Source organism: Amycolatopsis pretoriensis, assembly GCF_900107925.1.
GTDB classification, from domain to species: Bacteria; Actinomycetota; Actinomycetes; order Mycobacteriales; family Pseudonocardiaceae; genus Amycolatopsis; species Amycolatopsis pretoriensis.
Genome location: NZ_FNUJ01000003.1, coordinates 463,679 through 489,854 on the forward strand (window position 1 = coordinate 463,679; position 26,176 = coordinate 489,854).

Below are 26,176 nucleotides of genomic sequence, written 5' to 3' on the forward strand. Positions count from 1 at the left end.
CGCTGCCTACGTTCGCGGTCATGGAGATCAAGCCCCGGATCCTGTACTTCGGCACCCCGGTGGTGCTGCTGAGCACCGAGAACGACGACGGCAGCCCGAACCTGGCCCCGATGTCGTCGGCGTGGGCACTCGGGTGGACGGTCGTGCTCGGCATCGCCGCCGACGGCCAGACCGCGCACAACCTCCGCGCCCGCCCGGACCTCGTGATCAACTTGCCCGGCCCGGACCAGTGGGAGGCGGTGGAGCGCCTGGCGCCGCTGACCGGCCGGTTCCCGGTCCCGGCGACCAAGCCGAGGTTCCGCCACGAGCGCGCCAAGTTCGAAGCCGCGGGTCTGACGCCGGAACCGTCGCGGCTCGTGCGTCCACCGCGCGTCGCGGAGTGTCCGCTGCAACTGGAGGCTCGATCACTGATAGAGCAATCGGACACCGCGGGACAGTTCCTGATCGTCGAGGCCGCGGTGCTCGCGGTGCACGCGGACCCGCGCGTGGTGGTTCCCGACACCGAGCACGTCGACCCCGCGGCGTGGAGCCCGTTGGTCTACAACTTCCGGCACTACTTCGGCCTCGGCCCGGAACTCGGGCACAGCTTCCGTTCGGAGACCGCGGGTACCGTCGAGGCCCTCGACGGATCGGGGAACCGAAGGTGATCGCACGCACCTGGCGGGGCTGGGCGCCTGCCAGGTTCCAGGGCGCCGATTACTGCGTCGCCCGGTCCGCGACGAGGTCGGCCACGCCGAGGTGGCGGTCGCGCTCTGAAAACCGTGAAGGCCACCCCGGCGAACGCGGGGTGGCCTTCACACAGTCACTGCTTATTCGTAGATCTCGCCCTTGGCGGCCTTCTCCACCAGCGAAGCCGGCGGCTCGAAGTGGTCGCCGTACCGGGCTGCCAGCTCACGGGACCGGTCGACGAAGCCCTGCAGGCCACCCTCGTACTGGTTGATGTACTGGATGACACCACCGGTCCACGCCGGGAAGCCGATGCCGAAGATCGAGCCGATGTTCGCGTCCGCGACCGACGTCAGCACGCCTTCGTCGAAGCACTTCACCGTCTCGAGCGCCTCGGCGAACAGCATCCGCTCCTTGAGGTCCTCGAACGGCACCTCGACCGAGCCGGACTTGAACGCGTCGCGCAGGCCCGGCCACAAGCCGGTTCGCTTGCCGTCTTCTCCATAGGAGTAGAAGCCCGCGCCGGTCGAGCGGCCCTTGCGGTCGAACTCGTCGACCATCCGGTCGATGACGCCTTCCGACGCGTGCGCCTTCCACGTGCCGCCCGCGGCCTCGATCGCCTCGCGGGTCTCCTTGCGGATCTTGCGCGGCAGGGTCAGCGTCAGCTCGTCCATCAGCTGCAGCGGCGGCGCCGGGTAGCCGGCCTGCGAACCCGCCTGCTCGATCGACGCCGGCTCGACGCCCTCGCCCAGCGCGGCGACGGCCTCGTTGATGAACGTGCCGATGACGCGCGAGGTGAAGAAGCCGCGGCTGTCGTTGACGACGATCGGGGTCTTCTTGATCTGCAGCGTGTAGTCGAAGACCTTCGCCAGCGTCGCCGGCGACGTCTTCTCGCCGCAGATGATCTCGACCAGCGGCATCTTGTCCACCGGCGAGAAGAAGTGGATCCCGATGAAGTCCTCGGTCCGCTGCACGCCCTCGGCGAGGGTGGTGATCGGCAGCGTCGAGGTGTTGGAGCCCAGCACCGCGTCGGCGTTGACGACGCTCTCGATCTCGCCGAACACCTTGTGCTTCAGCTCGACGCTCTCGAAGACGGCCTCGATGACGAAGTCGACGCCCGCGAAGTCGGCCGGGTCACCGGTCGGCTTGATCTTCGCCAGCAGCGCGTCCGACTTCTCCTGCGTGGTCTTGCCGCGCGAAAGGGCCTTCTGCTCGAGCTTCTCCGCGTAGCCCTTGCCCTTCTCGGCCGCCTCGAGCGAGACGTCCTTGAGGACGACGTCGATGCCGGCCTTCGCCGACACGTACGCGATCGCGGCGCCCATCATGCCCGCGCCGAGCACGCCGACCTTCTTGGCCGTGTACTTCTCGAAGCCGTCCGGCCGGGAGCCGCCCGAGTTGATGGTCTGCAGGTCGAAGAAGAACGCCTTCGTCATGTTCTTCGAGACCTGGCCGGTGGCGAGGTGGATGAAGTAGCGCGTCTCGATCGTGATCGCGGTGTCGAAGTCGACCTGCGCGCCCTCGATCGCGGCGGCCAGGATCGCCCGCGGCGCCGGCATGTTCGCGCCCTTGATCTGCTTGCGCAGGTTCGCCGGGAACGCCGGGAGGTTCGCCGCGAAGCTCGGGTTGGACGGCGTACCGCCCGGGATCTTGTAGCCCTTGACGTCCCACGGCTGGACGCCGCCCTCGGGGTTCGCCTTGATCCACGCCTTCGCGGCGGGGACGAGTTCCTCGACCGTGCCGACGAGCTCGTGCACCAGGCCGAGCTCGAGCGCCTTGGCCGGGCGGTGGCGCTGGCCCTGCAGCAGGACGTTCAGCAGCGCGCTCTGGATGCCCAGCAATCGGACAGTGCGGACAACACCGCCGCCGCCGGGCAGCAGGCCCAGCGTCACCTCGGGCAGGCCGATCTGGCTGCCCTTGACGTCGGCGGCGATGCGGTGGTGCGTCGCCAGCGCGATCTCCAGGCCACCGCCGAGCGCGGCGCCGTTGATCGCCGCGACGACCGGCTTGCCGAGCTGCTCGATGCGGCGCATCTGGCCCTTCATCGCGCCGCTGCCCTCGGTCAGCTCGACCGCGTTCTCGGGCTTGGCCTGGATGAGGTCGTTCAGGTCGCCGCCGGCGAAGAACGTCTTCTTGGCGGACGTGATGACGACGCCGGTGATGGAGTCCTTCTCGGCCTCCAGGCGGTCGACCGTGACGCCGAGCGACTCGCGGAAGTCGGCGTTCATGGTGTTCGCCGACTGGTTCGGGTCGTCCAGGGTCAGGGTGACGATGCCGTCGGAGTCCTGCTCCCAGCGGATGGTCTTGCTCTCGGCCATTGTGGTCCTCACACCCGCTCGATGATGGTCGCGACGCCCATGCCGCCGCCGATGCACAGGGTCACCAGGGCGCGGCGCGCCTGGCGGCGTTCCAGCTCGTCGACCACGGTGCCGACCAGCATCGCGCCGGTGGCGCCGAGCGGGTGGCCCATGGCGATCGCGCCGCCGTTGACGTTGACCTTGTCCTCGTCGAGGTGCAGGTCCTTGATCCACTTGAGCACGACGGACGCGAACGCCTCGTTGAGCTCCCACAGGTCGATGTCCTCGGGCTTGAGGCCCGCGGCCTTGAGGACCTTCTCGGTGGCCGGGGTGGGGCCGGTGAGCATGATCGTCGGCTCGGAGCCGATCGACGCGGTCGCCACGATCCGGGCGCGCGGGGTCAGCCCGAAGGTCTTGCCGACCTGCTCGGAGCCGACGAGGACCAGCGCGGCGCCGTCGACGATGCCGGAGGAGTTGCCGCCGGTGTGGACGTGGTTGATGCGTTCGACCGAGTGGTACTTCTGCAGCGCGACGGCGTCGAAGCCGCCCATCTCACCGATCATCGCGAAGGCCGGCTTGAGCTTGCCGAGGCCCTCGACGGTGGAGCCGGGACGGCGGTGCTCGTCGTGGTCGAGGACCGTGACGCCGTTGATGTCCTTGACCGGGACGACGGACTTGGCGAAGTAGCCGCCGGACCAGGCCGCCTCGGCGCGGTCCTGCGAGCGGACGGCCCAGCGGTCGACGTCCTCGCGGGAGAAGCCCTCGATGGTCGCGATCAGGTCGGCGCCGGTGCCCTGCGGGACGATGTAGTTGTCGTACGCGGTGGCCGGGTCCATGAACAGCGCGCCGCCGTCGGAGCCCATCGGTACGCGCGACATCGACTCGACGCCGCCGGCGATGATCAGGTTGTCCCAGCCGGAACGGATCTTCTGCGCGGCGGTGTTGGTGGCTTCCAGGCCGGAGGCGCAGAAGCGGTTGAGCTGCACGCCGGCGACGGTCTCGGGCAGGCCGGCGTTCAGCGCGGCGGTGCGCGCGATGACGGCGCCCTGCTCGCCGACCGGCGAGACGACGCCCAGGACGATGTCGTCGATCGCCTTCGGGTCGAGGTTCGGGTGGCGGACCTTGAGCTCTTCGATCAGGCCGACCACCAGGTCGACCGGCTTGGTGCCGTGCAGGGCACCGCCCTTGTTCTTGCCGCGAGGCGTGCGGATCGCCTCGTAGATGTAGGCCTCGCTACTCACAGAACCTCTCCTCGCGAGCGGTGGACGTCGTCGTTCCGTGGCCGATGATACCGACCGGTAGTGCTAATGGCCATTAACATATCGCCGGGTAACCCTAAGGTGTCAATGGGTTGCGGGTGTGCCGTGAGCCGCTATCGTTCACTCACCATGACCGACGTCGAGCGCAGCACGCGACCCCGCGACCGCAAGGCCCAGCTGGCCGCGGTGGCGGCGGAGCTGTTCCGCGCCCGCGGCTTCCCCGGGGTCGGCATCAAGGACATCGCGGACGCGGCGGGCGTCACGGGGCCGGCGCTGTACCGGCACTTCGCGGACAAGCAGGCGATCCTTTCTTACGTTGTACTAAACGGCTTCGAGGACCTGGAGGAGGCGACGGCGGAGGCGCTGTCGGACTCCGTTCCCGCGTCTGACCAGCTCGAAGGCTTGCTGGGCCGGCTGGCGACCCAGGCGGTCGAGCGACGCGAGATCGCGGCGCTGTGGCGTTGGGAGGGCCGACACCTCCCCAAGGAGGACCAGCGCGAGATCGCCCGCCGCTCGACGCTGGCGCTGACGACGTGGTCGAAGGCACTGCTGGTCCAGCGCCCGGACTTGCCGGCCGAGGACGCGGAGCTGCTCTGCTGGGCGGCTCTATCAGTGTTCGGGAGCGTGTCGGTCCACCACACGTCAGTGGCGCGCCGCCGGTTCGCCGCGCTACTGGTCGAACTGGCGCTCGATGTGCTCAACGCCACACTGCCGGCGCCGTCGTCACCGCCTTCGTCGCCGATCGCGGGTCTCGGCACGCCGTCCCGTCGCGAGCAGGTCCTGGCGGAGGCGACGGCGCTGTTCGCCCAGCGAGGCTTCCACGACGTGAGCATGGAGGACATCGGAGCGGCGGCGGGCATAGCGGGCCCGAGCGTGTACCGCCACTTCCCGAGCAAGGCGGCGCTGATGGTGGCCATCGGCCACCGCGCGGCGGACAGGCTGGCACTGGCGGCCGAGCGGGCCATGCAGACGTCGGACGAGCTCTCCGCCTTGCGCCGGCTGGCGGCGTCGTACGTGCACACGATTCTGCACACGCCGGAATTGCTGGTGTCGTTCTCGGCGGACCGGGTGACGATGCCGGACCGCGACAAGGCGGACCTGCTGCGGGTGCAGCGGGATTACGTGGCCCAGTGGGTGACGCTGCTTTCGGCGGTGCGTCCGGAGTTGCCGGTACGGGAAGCGAAGATCACGGTCCACGCGGCGCTGACCATCGCGAACGACCTGGCCCGCACTCGCCGCTTGGCGACGCGGCGACACTTCGAAGCGGAACTCACAACGCTGCTGCACACGGTTCTCGGAATCGGCTAATCGGAACCGAAAGATCCTATTTGCAATTCCAATATCTCCCGAACAAGGGCAAACGGAATGCGCTCAACAGCGGATAGATGCCCACCAGTCGATTCCAAAGCGCAAGGCCGTTGTCACCCTACGTACAGGCGTGCCACATGTCGACACAACCGTCTCCCGGCGTTCGAACGGGCGTACGATGCCAGTCATCTGTCAAACCTGCCTTGAGCTGGGGAAGTTGCTAGGCAGGGCCGCCACGATCGAGCAGCCGACACCATGTTTAACTTACCGCCCTTAAAGACACTTCCCGACGAGGAGAAAATCGGCATGGAGTCGCCTGGGGGGTGCGGGCGGGGCATCAAATCCGAACTCCTCGACCTGAGTGCCGTGTCGCTGTCCGAACTGCGGAAACTGGACTCCGCCGCAGTGCGCCGTTCGATTCGTCATGCCGCCGATCGGACCGCACACATCCCAGTGACCGCGAGCGGCAGTGGCGGCGGCGCCAAACGCGTCGACTGAAGCCGCTCCGGAAGGTTCACCGTGCACACGCAGGACCATGCGACGTCCGCTCCGGGCCTCCACGAGGTCCCGTGGGACACCCTCGACCAGCTGGCTTCCGGTGGTGGCGGAGTCGACGCCATCCGCCTGCTGCGCAGCGCCGACCGCAGTCGCCGGCTGCTCTTGCTGCGTGGGCTGGTCGATCAGGCGACCCCGGACAGCGGCTTGACCGGTCCGCTGCCCCAGGCGCGAGAAGCCTTGGACCTGCTCGAACGAGCAGAGCAAGCCGACCCTGAAGCGCTCGAACGAGTGCTCGCCCACCCCTACACCGGGAGCTGGGCGGGGTACACCACCCGACTGATCGAGCAGAAGCTGACCGGAGAGTGCCCGCTCTGGGTTCACTTCGGCTACCTCCACACGCTCGCCGCCGCGGCCGCCATCCACGCGAAGCTGAACTTCGCCATCCGGGTACCGGTCTGGAACGACACCGTCGTGCTCCCGACGCTGGGGGCGGCGCAACTGGACGAACGCGGCGGCTTCACAACCGCCGTGGTCAGCGCGGCAGCCGGCGGCTTCACGATCAGCGGTGACCGCTCGCAGGTCACCTCCGGCGCGGCCGGGTGGAGCCCGCTGCGGATCTTCCGGTTCACGACCGGCGAACGGCTCCTGGAGCTGGGGCTCGACGATCTGGATCCGCATCGAGGGCTCTACCACCCGATCCCACCCGACCGGCTCGCGGAAGCCGACGTCAAAGTCTGGCAGGACCTGCTCGGCGAGGCTTGGCGGCTGATCGCCGAGCATCTGCCGGAATACGCGGAAGTCCTGCCGATCGGCCTGACGTCGATCGTGCCTGAACCGGCTGTCCCCTTCCGGCTCCCCAGCGCGTCGACGGGCGAGGCCTTCGGAAGCGCGGCGATCGCGGCACCCGACGAACCCGCCACGCTCGCCGCGGCACTGGTGCACGAGTTCCAGCACATCCGCCTGGGCGGGCTGTTGCAGCTGGCCCGGCTGCACGACGACGACCGCACCGAACGGCTCTACGCACCGTGGCGGGAGGACCCCCGGCCGTTGGGCGGCTTGGTGCACGGCGTCTACGCCTTCTTCGGGGTATCGGCGTTCTGGCGAGCGCTGTCGCGGGCACGCCCCGACGACCGGCTCGCCGCGTTCGAGTTCGCCCACTGGCGCGCTCAGACCTGGCAAACCCTCGAAGTGATCCGCGACGACGTCACGCTGACCGAGGCGGGGCGGCGGTTCCTGGCCGAACTCGCAGCCAGGTTCGGGCCGTGGCAGGCCGAGCCGGCCACACCGGAAGCGCTGCGTTGGACAGCGGCCTTGGCCGCGGATCACCGCGCGGGATGGCGGCTGCGTCACATCCGCCCCGAGCCCGGAGCAGTGGACGAACTCGCACGGGCCTGGCAGCACGGACTCGCCTGCCCCCGTGTCGAGCCGGCAGGCCGCCTCGACACGGTCTCGGATGGCGAGTGGTCGAACGCCCGCGCCGACCTGATCCGGATCAGGCTCGGCGAAGACGGCGAAACCCGACTGTCGCAGCTATGGTCGCACGTCCCGGACGTACTCGAAGCCGACCACTGGCTGATCGCCGGCCGGGTCGGGGAAGCCAGGGCCACGTACGCCGCGAAACTCACCGAAGATCCGGACCACGCCTCGGCCTTGATCGGGCTCGGCTTGTCACTCCCGGTCGGCCCGGCTGCACGAGCCTTGCTCGACGCGCCGGAGCTGATCCGCGCGGTGCACCGGAAGCTGCGCGACGCCGGCGGCGCGCCCGCGGTCGAACAGCTCGCCGCATGGGCGGGGGAAGGGCTGCACTGACGCCGCTACAACGGCATCGGGTCGATGTCGCACTCCGCGCGCTCCGCCTCTTCCGCGGCGGCGATCGCAGGGTGTCCGCGCCGGAGCACCCGGCCGATCGCGCCGAGCACCTCCTGGTGCTGGCTGACCGCCTCGCGGATGCGGCCGAGCCGTTCTAGGTCCAAGGCCCGGTTGAGCCGGGCCGCGAGCGCGGTGGGGTGGTTATCAGGCAGCGCCCTGCGCAACCGCGCCAGCGTTTCGGTGTTCATCCGCAGTGAGCGGGGCACGTCGCCGAGCGCGCTCCAGTCGTTCGCTGTGTTGATCAGGCAGGCCAGGACGTGCGGGTGAGCGGGACCGAGCCGGTCACGTAGGCCGTTCAGCGCCCGCTCGTCCCGGGCCAGCGCATTCGCCGGTTCACCCGACAGCCGCAACGTCACCCCGATGTCGACTTCGGCGGCCAGCGTGTGCGGGTGCCGGTCACCAAGGCTGCCGCGATAAAGCGCCAAGGCCTGCTCACCCAACGCAAGGGACTCCCGGAAATCGCCGGCGTTGCGCAGGTCCATCGCGTGGGCCAATGCGCAGGCCATCGCGTTGGGGTGGTTCGAGCCGTACTTGAGGCGGAACCGCTCGAGCGCGCTGCCCGACAGGTTGAGCGAAGCTTCGTGATAGCCGTCTTTGCGCTGGGCCACCGCGAGGTGGTAGTCGCGACGGATGACGCCGTCGGTCTCCGAGTCGAACAGGCCGCGCACCCGTTCCACGACCTTTTCCTGCTCGATGCGCGCCCACGAGTAGTCACCGAGCTCCCGGCGGCAGATGATCATGATGTTCAGGCTGCTGATGGTCTCCCAATTGTCGTAACCGAGAAGCTCCGAGCGACGCTCGTAGGTGTCCTCGCTGAGCCAGCGAGCCTGTTCGTAGTCCCCGGCCAGCAGGAGGGACACGACCAGGTCGTGCGCCGCCCGCAGGGCGATCGGATCGTCGTCTCCGACGAGCGAGCGGACCTTCTCGTAGGTCTGCCGGTTGAGGTCACGAGCCGCGAAGAAGCTCCCGCCGGCCTTCAACCCGACTGCCACCGTGATCTCGGCCCGCATGGCCTGCTCCGAGTCCGGGCCGACAGTCCGCCGGTACAACCGCAGCGTTCTTCTGCTGACCTCGGACGACGCCTCGTACCGGCCGAGCACCCACAGCACGAACCCGAGGTGTTCCGACGCGGCCAGGGTCTGAGGATCTTCAGCCCCGTATCGGTCGCTCCAAGCAGCCACGGCTTCTTCGGCCAGGGCCAGCGACCCGGCGTGGTCACCGGAGAAATACAGGAACTTCATCAGGTTGAGCAGCAGCCGCCGGACCCACGGATCGTCGCAGTCGATCAGGCCGGCGTGCCGCAGGTGCGGCAGCACCATCTGGTAGCGCGGCCACAACGGCGCGGTCTCGGGGTCGTTCGGGTCGAGGTTGGCGAGCAGGAGAGCGGCGCCGTGGCGCATCCTGGCACGGGTTTCGTCGGACATCCGGGCCCGCAACGCCAGCTGCGCGAGCCGGTGCAGGAGCAGGGTGCCGCTGCGGTGATCGAGCTTCGCCAGCCGGCACCGGTTGATATCCCTGAGCGCCCGGTCCAGCAGAACGGGGTCCTCCATGGTGGTGTCCAATTCCGGGGCGATCGAGACACCCCGCACGCCGGCGAACAGGCTCCGGGAAATCGGTTCGGCGGCGAAGAAAGCGCAGACCTGGAGCAACTGGTGTGCGGCCGGGCTACGGGCCGCGAGGCCGTCGAACGAGACGTTCCAGGCAGCCGCCACGGAGATCTCGTCGTCCGACGGCCTGGGCAGGGTATCGAGGATCTCGGTCACCTTTTCCTCGAGCAGCCGGGTGTACTCGCCGACCGGGATTCCGGTTTCGGCGCGCCACGCCGCTGCCTGCGCGAGCGCGATCGGCAGGTCGCCCAGCCTCCGTGCCAGTGCATCGGCGTCCGCGTCCGAGACCGCGGGATCCCGGCGCCGCAGGAGTTCGATGCTTTCCGCACGAGCGAACCGGCCCACGGAGATCGAGTCCGCCGGGAAGTCGCGAGGAGTGTCACGTGCGGTGACAATGGTTCGCCCCGGTCCTCCGGCGGGGATGAAGGGGCGGACGAGTTCGGCCTGGTCGGCGGCGTCGAAGACCAGCAGCCAGCGCCGATAGGGCCGGCCCGCGCGGAGCGCCGCCAGGACGGCGGGCACCGCGGTGAGGGTCTCCTCCGCGCCCGGCAACCGCAGGTGCCGGGCCAGCACGGTCAAGGACGCCCGGATCTGGGTTTCCTCGGGCGCGCTCACCCACCACACGAGATCGTGATCGCGCAACTGCCGGTAGATGTATTCGACGGCGATCTGAGTCTTGCCGAGGCCGCCCGGGCCGTGCAGGACCGCGCAACGCGTCGACCGCAGGCTCGCCCCGAGCCGGTCGAGCAGTTCGCGGCGGCCGGCGAACTCCGCGTTCCGCGCGGGGACCGCACCCCAGACCACCGGGGCGTCCGTGGTGATCCGGCGGATCCGGCGCAGTGAGGTGGCCGCCTCCTCCCGGACGTCCGCGACGAGCCGCTCGTCCGGAACACCTTTGTCGACCAGCGCTGGGGCGCTTCCGTTTTCGTCCTTCGCGGCTTCCCGCTCACCTTGCGCCGCGACGAGCTCCTGCTCCCGCTCCCGCAGCCGTTCGGCTCGACGCGCATAGGGGCCGGAGAGCGCGCGCATGACGACTCTCTCGAGCGAGACCTCCCCCGTCTCGCCGGGCAAAGCCGCGCGGTCGGGATCGGCGAGGGCATCGGCGATCCGCAACAGCACGGGGTGGCGCTCGCCGAACCGCTCTCCGGTCACGGCGACGACGCGCACGGTGTCCGCGCGCCGCCCGGCCGCGAGCAGAGCTTCGCGAATCGCGACCGGGACTTCGAAGACCGCTTCGTTCCCGGTGCCGCCGCCCGCCGACGGCGGTCCGAGGAGTCCGCTCGTGAAAACCTCGGCGAGGTGTGAAGTGCCGGCCTCGGGTACCAGTTCCTCGCGGACGTACCGCGCGATCGGCAGGCTGACCGGAACCGCGGCCAACAGGGTCGCGAGGCGGAACGCCGACGGCGTCGCCACACCGAGGAAGCGCCGGACTCGTTCCTCGGCCGAGCGCGGCGCCGCGGGCTCGTCGTCCGATGTTTCGACCAGTGGCTGGTCGCGGGCGAGCAAAACCGTTCCCGGCACCGGCTCGCCGACCGAGCGCGAGACCAACCGCACCCACCAGCCGAACCACCGGCCGTCGAGTTCGAGCACCGGAACGGGCACCGCACCGGCGACCGCCTTCTCCGGGTCCGCCATGGTCATCCAGGCGTCCGGCAGCTCGAACCCGTACCGGCCGTTCGGCCGGAACGGGCCCGGGGTGGTCAGCATCGCCCGGTGCAAGGGAAGGCCCGTCTTCTTCCACAGGTGCTGCGGCAGGAGGTGCACCAGCGCCACGGGCATCGCTCGGCTCCACTGTGCGAGCAGCGGCGAAACGAGGTCGCGCCGCCACGCTTCGCCGGCGCCGTCGGTCAGGACGAACATCAACCGGTCGCCGTACCAGTCGAGAAGCTCGGCCACGCTGTGCTGCGGAGCGTCCGGGGTCCCGCCGCGCAGCACCGGTGCGAGCGAGCCGTCCGTCGCTCGGGCTTCCGTTTCGAGATAACGGATCCGGACCGTACGGAACGCTCCCAGCTGCTGTACTAGCTTCAGAAACGCCGTCACTTCCGGCTCCCAAAGCGCCATCGACGTACCCGCGTCGACGATGACCGTCAGATCGAGGACCCGGGTCGTCGGGGCGGGCTTCAGCACGGGCAACCAAAGACCGTCCTGGACCGCTTGCTCGGCGGTCAGGTCCTCGTCCAGCTCGAGATCGTCTTCTCGCGAAGAGGGGCGTAGCTGCTTCAGCGGCCGAAGCGCCCGCAGGATGTCTGGGCCGCCGGGCATCGTCGACGGCTTTCGGGCCAGGGCGTTCCACAGCGTCCCCGGCAGGCTGCCGCCCCCGCCGATCTCCCGGCCCGGCTCGCGCGCGAGGGAACGCGGGCGCGGTCCAGCGGCCGGCCCCGCCTCCGCGGCGGACGGCGGGTCCGCTCGCGGTTCCGGATCGCGGACGGGACGTGGTGGCTCAGGCGGGGATTCCGGTGTCCGCGGCCGGGGACTCGGTTCCGGTTCCTCCTCCGGCCTCGGCGCCCGTGGTCCCAGCACCGCCGCGAGCCACATCGCGTCGGCGACTTCGCTCCACGACAGCTGCCCGCTCGGAATGTCCTGCGGCTCCCGGCTCATCTCAGGGCACCACGGAGTTCAGCTGCCGCCAGAGAGCGTCCACCAGCCGCGGCCACGAGTCGCCCTCCTCGTGGTAAGCCCCCGAAGTCGCCAGGTAGACGGCTTCGAGCAGCTTGTCGACCGGCAGTCCTCCGTAGGCTTCGCTGCGGCTGACGAACTCCTCGATGATGCGGGACCGGTGGGCGTCCCCCGGGTCCAGCGCATGCGCGGCCACCATGGCCGCCAGCTGCTCGATGTCCGGGTCCTGGATCTCCAGCCGGAGGCACCGGCGCAGGAACGCGGGCGGGAAGTCGCGGTCACCGTTGCTGGTGATCACCACGAAGGGGAAGGCGACACATCGGACCCGGCCGTCCACGACCGTGGCCGTCGAGCCGGGATCGGCGGTGAAGACCTCGACCTCGGGCGTCCGGCTGCGCATCCGCATCAGTTCGGGGATCGCGAATTCACCGTCCTCGAACAAGCTGAGCAGGTCGTTGGGCAGGTCGGCCTCGCTCTTGTCGAGCTCGTCGATGAGCAGCACGCGAGGCAGCCGGCGGGGCAGGAAGACGGTGCCCAGTTCGCCGAGCTGGAGGTATTCGCCGATCGGTGGCTCCGGATCGCTGTCCCGCGCGGCCGATCGGGTACCGGCCGCCTGCGCGCGGCCGATCGCGTCGTAGGTGTAGAGCCCGGCTTTCAGTGTGGTGTGCGAGGTGATCGGCCACCGGAGCACCCGGCCCAGCCCGAGCTCGCGGGCCACGCGGTAGGCGAGGCTCGACTTGCCACTGCCCGGCCGTCCGGTCACCAGCAGCGGGCGCCGCAGGTACAGCGCCGCATTGACCATGTCGATCTCGTGCGGGTCCACATGTCTCGTGACGAGCCGGTGCTCCGAGCCCAACCGCCGGTCCGCCTCGCTTTCGTCCGGGGGTACGACGTCTTGGTCCGGCAGCGGCCCGCCCTCGAACGCGCGCCACGGCGGCGCGGGCGGGAGCAAGTCGGCCAGCGTGGCGCCGTCGAGTGGGCGGCCGGTACCCCGGTAGATCCACCAGTCCGGCCGTTCAGGACGCTTTTCCCCGTTCATCAGCACTCTCCCGCGTCATGTCCGACAGGTAGGGGCCATCGTCGAGAAAGATCAATCTGCTCGGGTCGTCCCACAGGATCACCAGGTCCCGGGCCACCCGGAAGTCGACGGGATCGGTCAGCTCGCGAGAAGCGGCCAGCCGGAAATCCTGGGTTCGCAGGGGAAGCTCGCCGAGCCTGCCACCGTCGACAAGCCACGCGACGATTTCGCGCAGGACGTCGGCTGAAGCGTCGGGATGCCAGAGCAGGACCGGGATCCCGGTCCGCAGTCCCGTCGCCAGCTCGTCCCCGCCCGGTCGCGGTCGCGCCGTCGGCGGCGCGGCGAGCACCATCACGAGCCACCGCCCGTCGCTGAGGACGGCGTCGAGCCGGTGGCGCTCGTCCATGTCTTGTGGACGGCAGTAATACACCCGTTCCGCCGAGGGACTGCCGAGCATCGCTTCCCACCGGATCCGCCACGCGCGGTGCCACTGCGGGGAGAACATCCTTTCCAGTGAACGGATGACGATCGGGTAGTCCAGGAACAACGGCCGTGGATCGCCGGTCTCGTGTTCCTTGCACCACCGGTGGACCGGGAGGTTGACTAGCGCCCGGGGTAGGACGAACTCGAGCGCCACCTCCTGCGGGTGTTCCGACCAGGCGCGTTCGGCATCGACGATCAACCGATCGACGTGGTGTTCGAGCTCCGCGCCGCGGATGGTCGCCATCCCACCGCAGGCCGGTGGCCACTCCCGCGGATCTTCCTGACGCCAGTGAGAGACCACGTGCCGGTCGGGATCGATACCGTCGACCTCCACCATGATCACCAGGTGGAGACGCAAACCGGTGGCACCGGCGGGTTCCTGTTCGGCGCGCAGCGCCCGCAGCCGGGTTTCCCCCTGCACCCGGCGGGCCTGCCAGGTGTTCCACTCCCGCAGTTCGTCGCCGAGCGGCCGGGCACACCGGGCGGCGACCAGCTCGATGAAGGCGAGCGCGGGCGGCAGTCCGTGCGCGGGTGTGTTGAAGTCGGTCAGCAAGCGAAACGCATCCCACGCATCGCCCGGGTCGTCCACCGGACACGCCGGGCTCGCCGCTCTCCGGACGAGTGCCTTCAGTCCCGGCGGGGTGAACCCGGTCAGCGTGGCCCGCAGCCAAAGCAGTTCGGACTCCGGGAGCAGATCGTGCATGCGGGGTTCGTGCACGAGCCGATGCAGAAGCGCGGACTCCGGAGAACCGGGGCGCAGCATGCGGACGGCGTGGTCGAGCGCGTGCATCCCGCCGTCCGCCTTGGCACAGGCGTTGACGACCTCGATCAGATGGTCTCGCCCGGTCACCTGGTCGGAAAGCGTCAGGAGGAAGCCGAGGTTGTCGTGGATCAGGTCCACCAGCAGCGACCGGCTCGACCGGTCGGTGGCCAGACCCGCGCCGGCGAGCACGTTGACGATCGCCTCCCGGACCGCCACCCGGACCGCCGACGGGAAGTGCAGTTCCCGTCCCGGTCCATGGGTTCGTTCTCCGGCCGACACGTGACGAACCACCTCCCCGCCCGGGAGCACGATTCTACCCACCCCAACCCCGGTGTCGTAGTGGGCAAAAGGTGGACACAACGCAGAGAATGGCGGACAGTCTGCGGCGTGCTAGTTGTCAACACCGGCGAATCGGCCACGCCGATGGGCACGCGTCACGCACTGCGTTGCGGGCCAGCCGGTTCAGGTCGCCTGAACGGCCTAACGCGTGCGTCCCTGTCGCCAGCGCCGGGAATGCGAGACAATGCAAAGCGGGCCGACGGGGTCCGTTCTCCCTGTGAGAGGGGTTTTTGATGCAGGCGCCGCGCTCCGGCAGGGAAGCGGAAGTCGAATCCGAGCTTCTCGACCTCAGCGGGGTGTCACTGGCGCGGCTGCGCACCCTCGACAGCGGCGAATTGCGGCAGGCGATGCGGCATGCGGTCGAACGAGTTTCGTACGTCCCGGTGACAGCGAGCGGAAGCAGTGGTGGCAGCGGAGCAAAACGGGTCGACTGAACCATGCTCGCGCCGGAGGACAACGCATCGGCATTGACCCGACATCACCTCTCGTGGACGGATTTCGACGCTCTGGCACGTGGTCTGGGTGGTCCTGAGCCGATCAGTCGGCTCCGCGCGGCAGAGCGAAGCCGACGCCTGCTGCTCATGCGCGCCTTGCTCGACGAGACCACGGAATCCGAGGAGATGTTCCGTCCCTTGCCTTCCCCGGGCGTGGCCTGGGATCTGCTCGCAAGGGCCCAGCACGCGGCCGCCGGGGCCGTGGAAAAGGTTCTCGCCCATCCCTACGTCGGCAGCTGGGTCGGTTACACCACCCGGTTGTACCGGCACGATGTCTCCTCGGACTTCCCGCTGTGGGTTCACGTCGGGTATGTTCGCTGCCTCGCAGCCGCAGCGGCGATCTTGGCCGGAATTGTGTTCGAAATCGAAGTTCCGGCCTGGGGCCGGTACGTCGCGCTGCCCACTCTGGGCATGGCCGAATTGAGCACCGACGATTCCTGCGCCGTCGTGGTCGTACGCGGCCATCACGGTTGCGCCGAGGTCGTTGACAGGCACTTGCGGGTGCACGTGCACCACACCGATCCTCGGTGGCATCCGATCCGCGAAGTCGACCTCATAGCCGCAGGGCGGCGCCTGGCACTCCGCTTGGACGACGTCGATCCGTACCGGGGCTTGTACAAACCTCAGCCGTCGAGCAGGTTGACCACAGCTGAGGTCGAATCCTGGAGAACCGTTCTCGAAGGCGCTTGGCGGTTGCTCGTAACTCACCTGCCCGCCGTCGCCGAGGCATTGCCGGCAGGTCTCGAGTCCGTGGTCCCGGAGCCTGCGGTCCCATTCCGCCTGCCGACCGCGTCGACGGGGGAAGCGTTCGGCAGCGCGATCGTCTCCTACTCCCGCGATCCCACGGCGATGGCCGCGGCGCTCGTGCACGAGTTCCAGCACATCCGGCTGGGCAGTCTGCTGCACCTCGTCCGCCTGCACCAAGACGACCGACGTGAACGGTTCTACGCTCCCTGGCGGGACGATCCACGGCCGCTGGGCGGGGTGATCCACGGCGTCTACGCCTTTTTCGGTGTCGCCACCTTCTGGCGCGCACTGAGCCGCGCCGAACCGGAGAACCTGCTGGCGGCGTTCGAATTCGCTTTGTGGCGTCGGCGAACGTGGCGCACCTTGCTGGCGGTCCATCGAGACGACGCCCTCACTCCCGCAGGTCGCCGGTTCCTGGCCGGGATCGCCGAGAGGCTGGGGCCTTGGCAGACCGAGCCCGTAGCTCCGGAGGCCCTGCTGTGGGCGAACCGCGCCATCACCGATCACTACGCGGGCTGGCGCATCCGCCACCTTCGCCCTGACCCGGACCTCGTCACCGAACTGGTCGGCGCATGGCGCAACGGCAGCCCCCGGGTCATCGCGCTTCCTCCTGACTCGGTGCCGAACGCGGTACCGGACGGCCGTTGGCCGGACGCCAGGGCCGACTTGATCAGGCTGCGCTTGAGCGAGGGCGGCACCGAGGCACTGCACACCCAAGGCCCATTGGTTCCCGGAGCGACTTCGGCCGATTTGGCATTCGTGGCCGGCGAAACGGCGGGCGCGGCGGTCCGCTATCGCGCGGAACTGGCGGCGGACCCCGACAGTCCTTCTGCGCTGGCCGGCCTCGGCCTCGCGCTCACCGCACGAACCGGCGGACCGAGTTCCCGCGCATTGGTGCACCGCCCGGAGCTGGTCCGGGCGGTGCACCGCTCGCTCCGCCCGAGCACGGCCGTTTCGGTGGAGACGGTCGCCGAGTGGATCGGTCGCTTCGTCCTTGATCGACGCTAGAGCGGCATCGGGTCGATGTCGCAGTCGGCCCGGACTCCGCGACTGGCCGCGAGAGTGCCGGGATGGGTATCCCCCAGCTTCTGCCGGTACCCGTGCATGACGTCCGCGAACAGCTCGTCTGCCTCTTCGAAGCGCCGGACCTCACGGAGGTCCAACGAGTAGTTGAGCCGAACTGCCAGGGTGGTCGGGTGGTTCCGCCCCAGAACACCAGTAGCTCGTTCGACAAGCCTGGCATCCTTGGCCGCCGACTCTTGTGTCCGCTCGAGCGCGAAAAGATCACTGGCGACATTGATCGCGCAGACGATCGTGTGTGGGTGGTCCGCCCCCAAGATCTCCTCGAGCAGTTCGAGCGCCGTCTCGTCCATCTTCAGCGCATCGGCTGGTGAGCCGCTGAGCCGCAAGGTCACACCCAGATCGACCGCGGCCGCGAGCGTGTGCGGGTGCTTCTCGCCCAAGCTCTCACGATAACGCGCGAGCACCTTCTCGCCCAGATCCTTGGCCTGGTCGAACAGCTGTGCGTGCCGCAGATCGATCGAGTGCCCCAGAGCGCAGGCGAGAGCGTTCGGATGCCGATCACCGTACCGCGCCTCGAAACGCTTGTTCGCGTCGGACGACAACGAGCGGGCTCGAACGTGGTCACCGTCCTTGCGGCAGGCAACCGCTTGGTGGTGTTTGCGACGCAAGGTTCCGACTCGATCGTTGCCGTAGAACGATTCGGCCCGCTTCGTTATCTGTTCCTGCTCGATCCGAGCCCACGAATAGTCACCCAGCTCGCGCCGTGCGATCACCAGCAACACCTGCGTCGCGATAGTGTTGACATTGTCGTGGCCCAGAATCCGGCTTCGCCGTTCGAAGGTTTCTTCGGCCAGTTCCCGGGCCGCCTTGTAATCACCAGTGAGCAGACGCGATACGACGCAGTCGTGCGCGGCAGCCAGAGAAATCGGGTCGTCTCGTCCGAGCAAACCCGTGGCCTCTGCCAAGATTTGCTCATTGAGCGCCCGAGCTCCGGCGAAGTCGCCGCGCGACTTGAGGATCAGCGCGTAGGTGACCTGAGCATCGAGGGTTTCCTCTCGCCGGGGGCCAATGGACTCCAAATACGCCTCGAGTGTTTCCCTGATGGTGACCTCGGCGTGCGCGTAGCGGCCGACAACCCATTGGAAGAATGCCAGCCGTTCGGCAGCAAGCAGTTCGAGCAGGAGGTCCTGTTCCGGTAGCTCTTCGCCACGGTCCAGGCGCTCGAAGCGGTTTCGCCGCCACTCCGCGACGGCACTCTCGGCCAGTGTCAGCGCCTCCTGGTGGTCACCCCAGTGGTAGAGGTAGCTGAGCAGGTTCACCACCAGCTTCCGCACCACGGGTTCGGTGGTCTTGACCAGCTCGGCGTCGTAGATGTGCGGGACAATCTGCTGGTAGCGCGGCCACTCCCGAGGAGAGGTCGGCGCGTTCGGATCCAGGTTCGCGAGCAACTGGTGCGCGGCGCTGCGCATCTGGCCCCTGCGCTCTTCGTCCATCCGGCTTCGCAACACCAACTGGACCAGGCGGTGTACGAGGAGCGTGTCGGCACGATGATCGATCTTGGCGAGCCCGTATCGGCTGACGTCGCGCACGACGCGCCCCAACTGGATCGGATCGTGGAGTGCGGCGTTGAGTTCCGGCGTCACATCGATCTTCTGCACTACGGTGAACAGGCTGCGTGCGATCGGTTCGGGCGCGAAATAGGCGCAGACCTGCAGCAGCTGATCGGCCGCCGGGTTCTTCTTCCTCAACTCGTCGAGCGACACGTTCCACGCGGCCCCGACCGAGACCTGGTAGTCACGCGGCGCCGGAGTGTTGAGCAACTCGGCGACCTTGCTGTCGAACAGCTCCAGGTACTGGGAGGCCGGCATGCCCGTCTCCGCCAGCCACGCGGCCGCCTGCTCCACCGCGAGCGGCAGATCGCCCAGCTTGCTCGAGATTCGATCCGCGGCAGCGTCGTCGAGCGCCGACCCGCGGGCGCTGAGCAGCTGCTTGCTTTCCGTGCGATCGAACACCGCGACCCCGAGCGGCTGGGCATCGCCGGCCCAGCTCGGATTGCGCGAGGTCACCAAAATATCGCCGCGCACGTTGTCCGGCATACCGCTGGGAAAGAACTGCCGGACAACGTCGGGGTCCTCGGCAGAGTCGAAAACCAGCAACCACCGGTTGTACGGCGCCCCGACCCGAAGAGCTTCAAGCACAGCGGGAACGGCCGTCAGAGATTCTTCGGTGTCCGGCAGTTTAAGCCGCTGAGCCAATTCAGTCAACGACTTTCGAATCTGCGTCGGCCGAGTGGCCTGCACCCACCAGATAATGTCATAGATTTGCTTGTAACGGTAAATGTACTCGACCGCAATCTGAGTTTTTCCGATCCCACCCATTCCGTGCAGCGCGGCAGGCAACACAGCGGTAGCGCCATAGGTCAGCTGCCTGACCAATCGGGCGAGAAGCTCACCCCTTCCGGTGAAGTTGGCGTTCCGTGGCGGAATCTGTCCCCAAACGGGTGGAGCTTCACCATCAGGCCTCGGATGGCGCCGCCGAATCTCCGCCGCGGCGGCTTGCGCTTGGGTTTTCTTCCGGACATCGTCATCGTCCACACCGTCATCCGGCGACGTGCACTCATCCAACCCAGCGGGAACCGAAGCCTCTATCATTGCATTGACCTTAGGGGAACCCTCTAAAGTAGCTCTTCGCGAGGTGGTATCAAGACCCATTGTCGCAGTTGAGACATATGCCACGCCCGACAGCGCTCGGAGCACCGCCCCTTGCAAGGCCGACTCGTCGGCGTCCACCGCAGGGCCGCTGAGAGCACTGGCAGGCTCCGCGACCGCCTGGCGCAGCCGCGACAGCGTCGGATCGACGTCGACCCCGTGGCTGTACGCGACCTCGATCGCTTCGGCCGTCTCGGAGCGGCGGGCACCACCGAGCAGACGCTCTCGGACCTCGATCGAGCACCGCCATTCAGCCCTGTCCCAGGACAGACCGGGCGACGACTCGAACAGTCCGCTTCCGAACAACTCCGCCAGTTCGACGAGCCCACCGCCGGGAACCATTCGTTCCTGGAGCACCCGGGCCACGCCGACGCTGATCGGCACGGCCGCGAGCAGTGTCGCCAGCCGGAATGCCGAGCGCGAAGCCACGCTCCGGAATCGCGTCACCCTATCGTGCGCCGTCAGATCCACCTGACCGACTGACAACCCCTCCGACGTGCGCGAAGATTCATCGCGGGCCAAAAACACCTTCGCCGGCAGCTCGCCGCCTCCGCCGCAAATGAACTCGGACCACCACCGAACCCCTCTGCGGGTGAATTCCAGGACGGGAACCGGGACTGCCGATTCCGCCAATTCCGCGAACCCGGTCGGCTCTATCCACGCATCCACGAGGTTCAGCCGATAGTGCCGATTCGCCTCCAGCGGCTCGTCCGAGGCGAGAATCGCCTGGTGCAATTCAGGACCCCGGATGTTCCACAACCGCGTCGGCAGCAGCTGCAGGATCGCGGTGGGCGTGGAACCGGCCCAGCCGGCAAGTACGGGTGACACCAAATCCCTGCTCCACATGTCACCGAGGCCGTCGGTCACGACGAGGACCACCTGGGGATCAGGGTGTTCGAGCAGCTCGGCCGGTTGGCGCGCCGGAGAGTCCTCGCCTTCGCCGCGGAGCACCAGCTGGCCGGCGGCACCGCCGCCGGACGGTTCCGCCTCCGTGTTGGTGAGCCGCCATCGGCGCACCGCCCGGAAGACGTTCGAGGCCGTGATCAACTCCACGAACCTCGCCACCACCGGCTGCCAAAGAACCATCGATGGGGCATCGGGAACGACTACCGCGACGTCGAGCACGGAGTCCTGCCCGACATGGCCGCCTCGGAGAACCGGCGGGCACAGATCATCGGCGATGTCCCGCGGTACCAGGGCTTCGGCGTCTGGCACATCGCCTGCGCTCCCGGTCATGTCACTGCTCCGTCTGGTCGAGCCGAGCCGGACGGATGGCATCAACCACGGCGAGACCCCTTACGCCGAGTACGACGACGAGCTGGCCAGGAAGAGAACTCTGCGGGGATCGTCCCACAAGATCACCAAATCGCGGAGGAGATCGAGATCGAAGGGCACCTCCTGATCGCGGAAAACCGCCTGGCGGGACATTTGAGTCCGCTTCGGGAGATCGTTCAACCGGTCTTGGTCGACGAGCCAGGCCACGACCTCGCGCAAGACGTCGGAACTCGCCGTCGGGTGCCAGACGAGCGCCGGGAGGCCGGCCGACAAAGCCGAGTGCAGCTGATCCTGCCCGGGAACCGGCCTGCTCGGTGGCGATCCCGCGAACACGAGCATCACCAGGCGCTCGTCGCCGAGGATGCCGTCGAGGCGGTTGCGTTCCCCGGTGTCCTTGTCCTCGCAGAAGTACACGCGGTCGAACGTGGGGTGCTCCTGGAGCTCGGACCAGCGCACTCGCCAGCGACGGTGCCAGCGAGGGTAGGCCATCCGCTCGAGCGAGCGGACGACGATCGGGTAGGACAAGCTCAACGGCTGGGGTGCGTCCGACCGGAGCTCCGCCGACCACAGGTGGACGGGTGTGTTCACCAACTTCCGGGGCAGCACGAACTCGATGGCCACGTCCACCGCTCGGCCGGCCCAAGCCTCCTCCGACGCGGCGACGAGGGAGTCGACGTGACTCTCCAGATCCGCGTCCCGCACCAGCACTGTGTCGCCGCAAGGGGGTGGCCAATCCGGCGTATCCTGCCGGTAGCCGCACACCTGGTACAGATCCGGCTCGATCTGGTCCTGCCGGATCACGATCACCAGGTACAGCTTTTCCCGTTCGGGCAGCGCATTGCTCGCCTCTGCCCGCAAATCGCGTAGGGCATCATCGCACCGAAGCCGGGTCGCTTGATCGGAAACCCACTCCCTGAGCCGCGGGCGATCGGCCAGGCAACCGGCGGCGATGAGCTCGGCGAAGACCAATGCCGGCGGCAATTCGCCAGGCGTGGTGTTGAGGTCTGTCAGGTAGTAGAACGCCACCCACGCATCCTCGAACCGCGGAGGCGGCTGGGCCGCGTGCCGGGCGGCTCGCTGCACCAGCGACGGAAACGCGGGTGGCACCAACCCCTCCAGCAAGTCCTTCACCATCACCAAGTCCGGTTCGGGGAAGAGATCGTGCACCGGCAACGCGGCGATGAGCCGGCGGGCCTTGAGACATTCGGGGCTGCCCGGGCGCATCAGTTCGAGGACCGACACCAGGACACCCAGGCCTTCGTCGATCCGGCTGCAGACACCGACGATTTCGATCAACTGGTCTCGCGCGGTCAATTGGTCGGTCACGGTGAAGGGTTGCCGAAGCGCCTGTCGGAGTTCGCTCACCATGAGCGAGCGGACCGACCGGTCGTCGGCGAAGCCCGCGTCGACCAGGACGTCCACCAATGCTTTGTGCGCACCGATCGCCACTTCGTGCCGTCCCAGTCCCGCCGACACCTGATGGCTCACCACCCCTCGCCGACAGCCCGAGTAGATGAGTTAACCAGCATGAAATCTTGATCGAAATGACAATTCAATGACAACAACGCCGATCAGCGGGTGTCCGAGAACCGAGCGATGATCTCCGCCAAGGCAGTGACCTGTGGTGATTCCGGTTCGATCATCCGGATTGCCTCGAGCAGGTCGGCCAGTCCGCCTTCAAAGCGCTGACACGTCCTGGCCAATGCGATCACGTGCAGGCGGTCTTCGGCGTGGTACGACACCACGTCGGCGATTTCCCGGCGGGGGAACAGCTCCAGCAACAAGCGACGGCTTTCGGTCTTGCGTACGCACGGCACCGCCAGCAATGCCTCCACCAGCACCGTGAACGCTGCGCCGGACGCCGGTGCCGGGCGGCTGTGCAGGGAGAAACCGTTGGTGGCCGCTCCCAACAGGCGCAACCACGCCTCTGTCTTAGTTTCCTTGACCTCCACCGGAATCCGGTGGTACGACCCCGCGTCCGCCGCCGGGTCCGCGCGGACCACGTCCTTGTAGAACGTGTCCGAAACGATCAACGCCATTGCCGCGCCTGATTCCTTCAGCGCCTTCTTCGCCGCCGGTTCCTCCAAGAGGCGGAACGCGAAGCTGTTCGCGTCGCTGATCGTTCCGTGGCTGCCCTGGTACACCTCGCCCGCGTGCAGCGCCACCCTCAGGCGGACGTTCGCCTCCTTCGCGTGGACCGCGTTGTAACGGCGCAGCTCCGCCAGCAGCCGCTCCGGCAGCTGGGCCACCAAGTCCGCCTTCGCCACCTCCGGGGGCAGCTGGATCATCGCGCCGTCGCCGGTGTTCTCCATGAACAGCACGTCCCAGGGGATGCCGACCTCGGCGAACGCCGTGCGCATCAGCTTCCAGAAACCCTCGTGGACGACCAGCCGGTGCGCCGTCGTGCGCATCGGGTCGTTGTAGCCGGCGATGTCCACCGCCATGATCGTCTTGTGGTGCGCGGCCGCATAGGAATGCACGACCCACCTCCCCACGTCCGCCGCCCATTGTCCCAGACCTGTGCACCCTCGGCCATGTTCGCGCAGGGCGTTACCGCGAAACCGGTCCTCCTTGTCCTTGTTTCGTCCATAATTCGGCGTGCCCACGAGACGACTGCACCTGGTGACCGCGGACGAGGACCACCGCGTCTCCACCATCGAACTCTTCTTCGACCTGGTCTTCGTCTACGCCATCACCCAGACCACCCAGCTCATGGCCGACCACCTGAGCCCGATGGGCGTCGGGCAGGGGCTCGTCATGCTCGCCGTCCTGTGGTGGTGCTGGTGCTCCTACGCCTGGCTCGGGACCACCATCCACGTCGACCACGGCGTCGCCCGGCTGGCCATGTTCGGGGCCATGGCCGTGATGTTCCTCGTGTCGCTGACCATTCCCGAAGCCTTCGTCGACCGGCCCGGCGGCTTGTTCGCGCCCGTGCTCTTCGTCGTCTGCTACGCGCTCGTGCGGCTGCTGCACCTCGTCGCCTACCTCGGCGCGGCTAAACACGATCCCGGGTTGCGCAAGGTCCTGCTGCGGATGTTCGTCGGGCTGCTGCCGTCCGTCGTGCTGCTCGCCGTCAGCACCGCGCTGAGCGGGCCGTGGCAGCTGGGGCTGTGGGTCGTCGCGCTGCTGGCCGACTACCTCAACGTCTACCTCGCCGGCCCCGACGGCTGGCGGCTGAACTCGCCCGCGCACTTCGCCGAGCGGTTCGGGCTCATCGTGATCATCGCGCTCGGCGAGTCGATCGTCGCGATCGGCATCGGGATCGGGCCGCTGCCGATGTCGTGGCTGGTTACCGGGGCGGCCGTCTGCGGGCTCGCGCTGGCCGCCGGGATGTGGTGGACCTACTTCGACGTCGTCGCGCGCGTCTCCGAGCACCGGCTGACCCGGGCCACCGGCACCGAACGCACGAAGCTCGCGACCGACACCTACACCTTCCTGCACCTGCCGCTGATCGCCGGCATCGTGCTCGTCGCACTCGGGTTGAAGAAGGCGTTCGTCTACATCGCCGACACCGAGCACCACACGCCGGGCGAGGCACTGCACGGCGTCCCGATCTGGGCGTTGACCGGCGGGCTCGCGGTGTACCTGGTCGCGCTGAGCGCCCTGCGCAAGCGCAACCTCGGCAGCTGGAACGTCCAGCGGCTGGTCGTCGGCGTGCTGCTGGTCGCGGCGACGCCGCTGCTGGAGCACGTGCCCGCCGCGGCGCTGCTGCTGGTCGCCGCCGCGGTCGTGCTCGGGCTCATCACTTTCGAACGACTCCGGTTCGCGGACTGGCGCAGAAAGGTGCACACCGCGCACTCGTAAGTGAGCCCACACTGGCGCGATCCCGGCCCACCGGTTAACCTACTGGCGAGTAGGTAACGGATGGAGGGCCACATGGCTGCGCCAAGGAAACGGGACGCGATGGGCTGGGGCCTTTCCGCGCTGACCCGGCTGGCCGGGAGCAAGGTCGTCGATCGGGCCGGGCTGCGCAAGCCCATCGAAGGCCTGGTCACGGCGGGAACGCGCAACGGCTTCCGCGTCGCCGGCGCGGCGACCCGGTCGTTCAAGTCGGTGCGGAAGCTGGGCAAGCCCGCCCGGCTCGCGCCGTCCGCCGACACGGGGCTGTTCGACCTCACCCCGAGCGAAGACCAGCAGCTCATCGTCGAGACGGTCACCGAGTTCGCCGCCGAGCAGCTGCGCCCGGCCGCCGCGGACGCCGACGCCAAGCTCGAGGCGCCCGAAGGACTGCTGGCCCGGGCCGCCGAGCTGGGCATCAGCCTGGTCGGCATCCCCGAGGAGCTCGGCGGCGTCGGCACCGAACGCTCGGTCGTCACCAACGCGCTCGTCGCGGAAGCGCTTGCCCACGGCGACCTCGGCCTGGCCGTGGCCGTGCTCGCGCCGTCCGCGGTCAGCACCGCGCTCGTCAGCTGGGGCGACGAGCAGCAGCAGGCCGACTACCTGCCCGCGTTCGTCGGCGAGAACGTACCCGCCGCGGCGCTGGCGCTGCAGGAGCAGAAGGCGCTCTACGACCCGTTCAAGCCCGCGACGAAGGCGCGTCGCACCCCGAAGGGCTACCAGCTCGACGGCGTGAAGTCGCTGGTCCCGCGCGCGGCGCAGGCCGAGCTGTTCATCGTGTCGGCCGACCTCGAAGGCCGCGGGCCGGCGCTGTTCCTCGTCGAGTCGTCGACGGCCGGCGTGACCATCGAGGCCGAGCCGGCCATGGGCCTGCGCGGCGCCGCGACCGGCAAGCTGCACCTCGAGAACGTCGCGCTTCCCGCGGGCGCACTGCTCGGCGGCGGCAAGCTCGACGTCTTCACCGACCTCGTCCGCCTTTCGCGACTGGGCTGGGCGGCGCTGGCCGCCGGCACCGCGAAGGCCGTCCTCGACTACGTCGTCCCCTACGTCAACGAGCGCGTGGCGTTCGGCGAGCCGATCAGCCACCGGCAGGCCGTGGCGTTCTCCGTCGCGGACATCGCGATCGAGCTGGAGGGCCTGCGCCTGGTGACGCTGCGCGCGGCGGCGCGGGCCGAGCAGGGCAAGCCCTACGCGCGGGAGGTCGCGCTGGCCCGGAAGCTCGCGGTGGACAAGGGCATGCAGATCGGCAGCGCGGGCGTGCAGCTGCTCGGCGGGCACGGCTTCGTCAAGGAGCACCCGGTCGAGCGCTGGTACCGCGACCTGCGCGCCATCGGCGTCATGGAAGGCGCTGTCCTTCTCTAAGCTTCGGAAA

The 26,176-nt window shown here is 68.5% G+C and carries 15 protein-coding genes; 7 read left to right on the forward strand and 8 right to left on the reverse strand.

Going from position 1 to position 26,176, the window contains the following annotated elements:
* Positions 1-20: 20 nt before the first annotated feature.
* Positions 21-647 carry a flavin reductase family protein gene (locus BLV96_RS14700; protein WP_086670429.1) on the forward strand — a complete coding sequence of 209 codons (627 nt, stop codon included), beginning with the start codon at positions 21-23 and terminating at the stop codon, positions 645-647.
* A 162-nt stretch (positions 648-809) separates the two neighbouring features.
* Here the strand turns inward: BLV96_RS14700 and BLV96_RS14705 are convergent, their stop codons facing one another.
* Both BLV96_RS14705 and BLV96_RS14710 read right to left on the reverse strand, forming a co-directional pair.
* A complete protein-coding gene (locus tag BLV96_RS14705) occupies positions 810-2,981 on the reverse strand; it encodes a 3-hydroxyacyl-CoA dehydrogenase NAD-binding domain-containing protein (RefSeq protein ID WP_086670431.1) in 2,172 nt (723 codons plus the stop codon).
* A gap of 8 nt (positions 2,982-2,989) precedes the next feature.
* Positions 2,990-4,201 carry an acetyl-CoA C-acetyltransferase gene (locus BLV96_RS14710; RefSeq protein WP_086670433.1) on the reverse strand — a complete coding sequence of 404 codons (1,212 nt, stop codon included), beginning with the start codon at positions 4,199-4,201 and terminating at the stop codon, positions 2,990-2,992.
* Between the two features lie 147 nt (positions 4,202-4,348).
* Between BLV96_RS14710 and BLV96_RS14715 the strand changes: the two genes are divergently transcribed.
* A complete protein-coding gene (locus BLV96_RS14715) occupies positions 4,349-5,527 on the forward strand; it encodes a TetR/AcrR family transcriptional regulator (protein ID WP_086670435.1) in 1,179 nt (392 codons plus the stop codon).
* Positions 5,528-6,046: 519 nt separating this feature from the next.
* Complete coding sequence (locus tag BLV96_RS14720) at positions 6,047-7,834, forward strand: HEXXH motif domain-containing protein (protein ID WP_086670437.1); 1,788 nt, start codon at positions 6,047-6,049, stop codon at positions 7,832-7,834.
* Between the two features lie 5 nt (positions 7,835-7,839).
* Here BLV96_RS14720 and fxsT (BLV96_RS14725) read toward each other — a convergent pair whose 3' ends face one another.
* Genes fxsT (BLV96_RS14725) through BLV96_RS14735 form a run of 3 tightly spaced genes read right to left on the reverse strand, consistent with a single transcriptional unit; the run spans position 7,840 to position 14,570 of the window.
* Positions 7,840-12,099, reverse strand: coding sequence for an FxSxx-COOH system tetratricopeptide repeat protein (fxsT, locus tag BLV96_RS14725; RefSeq protein WP_086670440.1), 4,260 nt, complete (start codon positions 12,097-12,099; stop codon positions 7,840-7,842).
* Position 12,100: 1 nt separating this feature from the next.
* Positions 12,101-13,156 (reverse strand): AAA family ATPase, encoded by a 1,056-nt coding sequence (locus BLV96_RS14730; RefSeq protein WP_086670525.1) that lies wholly within the window; start codon positions 13,154-13,156, stop codon positions 12,101-12,103.
* Positions 13,134-14,570: a VMAP-C domain-containing protein gene (locus tag BLV96_RS14735; protein ID WP_244180227.1), complete on the reverse strand. Its 1,437-nt coding sequence runs from the start codon at positions 14,568-14,570 to the stop codon at positions 13,134-13,136. Before BLV96_RS14735 ends, BLV96_RS14730 begins: the two co-directional genes overlap by 23 nt.
* Before the next feature lie 383 nt (positions 14,571-14,953).
* Here BLV96_RS14735 and BLV96_RS49175 point away from each other — a divergent pair, with 383 nt between their 5' ends.
* Together BLV96_RS49175 and BLV96_RS14740 are read left to right on the forward strand one after the other, a co-directional pair.
* The gene (locus BLV96_RS49175) at positions 14,954-15,154 is read left to right on the forward strand and encodes a hypothetical protein (RefSeq protein ID WP_143050966.1); all 201 of its coding nucleotides are present in this window, start codon (positions 14,954-14,956) and stop codon (positions 15,152-15,154) included.
* A gap of 3 nt (positions 15,155-15,157) precedes the next feature.
* Positions 15,158-16,969 (forward strand): HEXXH motif domain-containing protein, encoded by a 1,812-nt coding sequence (locus BLV96_RS14740; RefSeq protein ID WP_086670442.1) that lies wholly within the window; start codon positions 15,158-15,160, stop codon positions 16,967-16,969.
* Here the strand turns inward: BLV96_RS14740 and fxsT (BLV96_RS50670) are convergent.
* The 3 genes from fxsT (BLV96_RS50670) to BLV96_RS14755 form a co-directional block, all read right to left on the reverse strand.
* Positions 16,966-20,928: an FxSxx-COOH system tetratricopeptide repeat protein gene (gene fxsT / locus BLV96_RS50670; protein ID WP_244180228.1), complete on the reverse strand. Its 3,963-nt coding sequence runs from the start codon at positions 20,926-20,928 to the stop codon at positions 16,966-16,968. The genes BLV96_RS14740 and fxsT (BLV96_RS50670) overlap by 4 nt on opposite strands.
* A gap of 60 nt (positions 20,929-20,988) precedes the next feature.
* The gene (locus tag BLV96_RS14750) at positions 20,989-22,455 is read right to left on the reverse strand and encodes a VMAP-C domain-containing protein (protein ID WP_244180229.1); all 1,467 of its coding nucleotides are present in this window, start codon (positions 22,453-22,455) and stop codon (positions 20,989-20,991) included.
* Between the two features lie 83 nt (positions 22,456-22,538).
* Positions 22,539-23,573: an effector-associated domain 2-containing protein gene (locus BLV96_RS14755; protein ID WP_244180230.1), complete on the reverse strand. Its 1,035-nt coding sequence runs from the start codon at positions 23,571-23,573 to the stop codon at positions 22,539-22,541.
* On the opposite strand from BLV96_RS14755, the gene BLV96_RS14760 reads away from it, so the two are divergent.
* Entirely contained in the window at positions 23,566-24,771 is a 1,206-nt protein-coding gene (locus BLV96_RS14760) for a low temperature requirement protein A (protein WP_086670449.1), read from the forward strand. The two genes, BLV96_RS14755 and BLV96_RS14760, sit on opposite strands and share 8 nt — an antisense overlap.
* Positions 24,772-24,870: 99 nt before the next feature.
* Positions 24,871-26,166, forward strand: coding sequence for an acyl-CoA dehydrogenase family protein (locus BLV96_RS14765; RefSeq protein ID WP_086670451.1), 1,296 nt, complete (start codon positions 24,871-24,873; stop codon positions 26,164-26,166).
* The last annotated feature ends 10 nt before the right edge of the window (positions 26,167-26,176 follow it).

Bases quoted from the DNA above. Each gene is read 5' to 3' on its own strand.
- BLV96_RS14700 (WP_086670429.1), top strand. From the start codon at position 21: ATGGAGATCAAGCCCCGGATCCTGTACTTCGGCACCCCGGTGGTGCTG.
- BLV96_RS14705 (WP_086670431.1), bottom strand. From the start codon at position 2,981: ATGGCCGAGAGCAAGACCATCCGCTGGGAGCAGGACTCCGACGGCATC.
- BLV96_RS14715 (WP_086670435.1), top strand. From the start codon at position 4,349: ATGACCGACGTCGAGCGCAGCACGCGACCCCGCGACCGCAAGGCCCAG.
- fxsT (WP_086670440.1), bottom strand. From the start codon at position 12,099: ATGAGCCGGGAGCCGCAGGACATTCCGAGCGGGCAGCTGTCGTGGAGC.
- BLV96_RS14730 (WP_086670525.1), bottom strand. From the start codon at position 13,156: ATGAACGGGGAAAAGCGTCCTGAACGGCCGGACTGGTGGATCTACCGG.
- BLV96_RS49175 (WP_143050966.1), top strand. From the start codon at position 14,954: ATGCAGGCGCCGCGCTCCGGCAGGGAAGCGGAAGTCGAATCCGAGCTT.
- BLV96_RS14740 (WP_086670442.1), top strand. From the start codon at position 15,158: ATGCTCGCGCCGGAGGACAACGCATCGGCATTGACCCGACATCACCTC.
- fxsT (WP_244180228.1), bottom strand. From the start codon at position 20,928: ATGACCGGGAGCGCAGGCGATGTGCCAGACGCCGAAGCCCTGGTACCG.
- BLV96_RS14765 (WP_086670451.1), top strand. From the start codon at position 24,871: ATGGGCTGGGGCCTTTCCGCGCTGACCCGGCTGGCCGGGAGCAAGGTC.